This window comes from Magnetospirillum sp. LM-5 (assembly GCF_902729445.1).
Taxonomy (GTDB): domain Bacteria; phylum Pseudomonadota; class Alphaproteobacteria; order Rhodospirillales; family Magnetospirillaceae; genus Magnetospirillum.
This window is the reverse complement of the sequence record NZ_CACVCE010000068.1, coordinates 1-2,700: the sequence shown is the minus strand read 5'-3', so window position 1 is coordinate 2,700 and position 2,700 is coordinate 1. Positions and strand designations below refer to the sequence as shown.

The window sequence follows — 2,700 nt, the reverse complement described above, 5'->3', positions numbered from 1 at the left end:
TGCCCTGTAGTTCATGTCAAACTTCATAATATGATTAAACAGCCACATCCTTAAGAATTCGCCCATTTCGTTAAGGGATTGACGGTTTACCTTCCTCGACTTTGTGATGAAATAGGATGACGCCATTTCCTCAAGTTGAGCCTTCAAAACGCGGTGCTCTCTGGCGTGCATGTCGAAATATGGATACATGCACTCTCTTTGTATTTTTTCTTCTCTCTCAAAGTGTTCGTGTGTATAGACAATTAGCTGCTTCAGCGTAACATGCATCGCAGCTTCATTTTGCCCATCAACTTCCCCTTCTAAGGTTTCGGATATTTTCGCAGTTACCAGAAATTGATTTATTATGCTAATAAGCTTCTTGTGGTCGACATCAATAATCGGGTGCCCGATCATCATGTCTTGCGTGAGCTTGAGCATATCGTCCTCGCTGCCGATCAAGCCGACATTTCCTGCGGCATCCACCAGCCTACAGTCTATTCCCGTCACTTCCCTTCTTAAAAGGGGGCTACGCCAGCACCTTCTGAGGTGTTTTGGTCAGGGCTTCAGCAATTCCGGCGGAAAGTGAGCGAAGTGAGACGGGCTTCCTGACAAACACGGTGACGCCTGCATCCAAAGCCGTTCTCTCGCATTCATCTTCTGTCCTGGCCGTAACCATGACGATTGGAACATCGGCATTAAAGCCATCAAGCCCGCCTGAACGGATCAGCTTGGTGCAGGCTATGCCGTCGAGCATGGGCATCATCCAGTCGAGAAAAACGATGTCAGTGCTGCCATCTGTCAAATCGCCGTCTTCAAGGCTGACGATATTGGCGGCACCGAATGCGAGTGTGCCATCCTCCACTTCGATGACATCGCGGCAATGGAAGGAACCCAGAGCGATTCTGATCAGTTCCCGCATCGGCTTAGCGTCATCAACGACCAATGCCCTTCGGATTCGTGGAAACATAGATTTCACGCTTTCATCTTGGTGACGTTGATTTGCCGCCATCAATCGGCAGTTACCAATAAGTACCACGTGCCCCAGAGCAAGGCCAAGATATTCCATTATTGCAATTGAATGACTTCAATTAGCAGGGGAACGCCCCTTACTTATTTCCGAGAACCTTTCCCATGGACACCAGGGTGAAGGGTCAGGGACGGACCAGCGGCATGACCGGCTTCAAACGCCCCTGCCGCGACCTTCTTCCCTGATTCCCGGCCACGTCTCAGGTTCAGGTCCAACTTGGCGAATTCAGATTCGACGATGCCGTGGCGGACCTCTGGTGGACCGGCCAGTCTTCTTGGCTTCCTTGGCAGGCTTGGGGGCGGTTGCGGGCTTGGAAGCCTTACGTGGCGGCATGACTATCCCTTCCCTGTTCATCAGGTGGCTGATTTGGGCTTCCTGTTCGTCCGGGAATAGCCCAGCCCAACAGCTTTCGCAAACTCCGATCTGCGTGCGGCGTATTCCGGGGCGACGAGAGGGTAATCCCTGGGCAAAGCCCACTTGGCCCGGTACTCGTCGGCAGTCAGCCCATGCCCAGTCGTGAGGTGTCGCTTAAGCATCTTTTGCCGATCACCACATTCCAAACAGACAATGTAATCGGGGGTCACCGACCGCTTCACCGAAACGGCAGGCTGCTGCCGTTCAGCCGGTGCCGAAGCAGAGGTACCCGTACCGGACAAAGTCGAATAAACGGACTTGATCAGAATCGGAACGTCCCTGGCTTCCACCGTGTTGCCCCCCAGATAGGCAACCACAATCTTGGTGGTCAGCGCCTTGATTTCATCGGCCATTGATAGTGTCCTTGAGGCTCTTTCCGGCGGTGAATTTAGCAGACTTGCTGGCCGCGATAGTCAGGGCCTTGCCAGTCTGCGGATTCCGCCCTTCACGTGCAGGACGGGCCGAGACCGAGAAGGTTCCAAAGCCGACCAGACGCACATCATCGCCGGACTTCATGGCGGCGGTGATGGCTGCGAAAACAGCATCAATGGCATTGCCCGCATCGGCCTTGGTCATTTTGGCACCATCGGCGACGGCGGCGATCAATTCGGACTTGTTCATTTGCCCCTCCCTGCGAAAAGTATGGCTATAACGAATGGCACGACGAACAGGCATCGTCAACCAAACGGGTTTAATCAGGAGTCGGCAAGGTAAGCAGGAAAGTCGAGCCGCCTGAAGGCGATTGCTCGCCCCCCAATCTCGCCGCTGTGCGTTCCCAAATCTATACCGGCACTGTGAACCTGAAGGTGGCTCCGTGCCCGGGTTCTGACTCCACCCAAATTTGCCCACCATGCTGTGTGATGATCCGCTTGCAGATCGCAAATCCGGATTGATGGCCTTCATACTCGTAATTCGTCCCTTGGCGACAAATCCCGACTGCATCAGTTGACGCAACACGTATGCCGGATTCATCAGGGTCAGGTGTTTGCCGGTCGTGGTTACCACGTCGCGGTCGGGAACGTGCAAGTGGGGATTCGGGGGAGTTTGGGCGTCAAGAGCCACACAAACTCCACCATGGGATGCAGCCCAATGGCGGAAGCCGATATCTGTTTGCACGCTGGTTCGTGCTTCTTGAATTGCCAGACCTACCGCTTGCTGCCTTTCGTTTTCAGCCGCCATCCAAAACGAAAGCAAGACTGCCGCTGTCCATAATGCAGCAGACCCTACAATTAAAGCCTTTTGCGTCCAATGTGACGCAAAAGGCTTTAATCTTATGGGCG

5 protein-coding genes are annotated in these 2,700 nt (G+C 53.6%); all 5 read right to left on the bottom strand.

All coding sequences use genetic code 11. The annotated features are described in order from the left end of the window. A partial coding sequence (locus MTBLM5_RS17275) for a bacteriohemerythrin (RefSeq protein WP_254431111.1) occupies positions 1-462 on the bottom strand: 462 nt, incomplete at its 3' end. 43 nt (positions 463-505) lie between these two features. Further along, positions 506-1,045 carry a response regulator gene (locus MTBLM5_RS17270; RefSeq protein ID WP_254431110.1) on the bottom strand — a complete coding sequence of 180 codons (540 nt, stop codon included), beginning with the start codon at positions 1,043-1,045 and terminating at the stop codon, positions 506-508. A 314-nt stretch (positions 1,046-1,359) separates the two neighbouring features. Beyond that, positions 1,360-1,773: a MucR family transcriptional regulator gene (locus tag MTBLM5_RS17265; RefSeq protein ID WP_041039469.1), complete on the bottom strand. Its 414-nt coding sequence runs from the start codon at positions 1,771-1,773 to the stop codon at positions 1,360-1,362. Then, entirely contained in the window at positions 1,763-2,041 is a 279-nt protein-coding gene (locus MTBLM5_RS17260) for an HU family DNA-binding protein (protein ID WP_009867581.1), read from the bottom strand. The genes MTBLM5_RS17265 and MTBLM5_RS17260 overlap by 11 nt, the downstream gene beginning before the upstream one ends. 160 nt (positions 2,042-2,201) lie before the next feature. Next, a complete protein-coding gene (locus MTBLM5_RS19005) occupies positions 2,202-2,282 on the bottom strand; it encodes an ATP-binding protein (RefSeq protein WP_236686272.1) in 81 nt (26 codons plus the stop codon). Positions 2,283-2,700 lie beyond the last annotated feature (418 nt).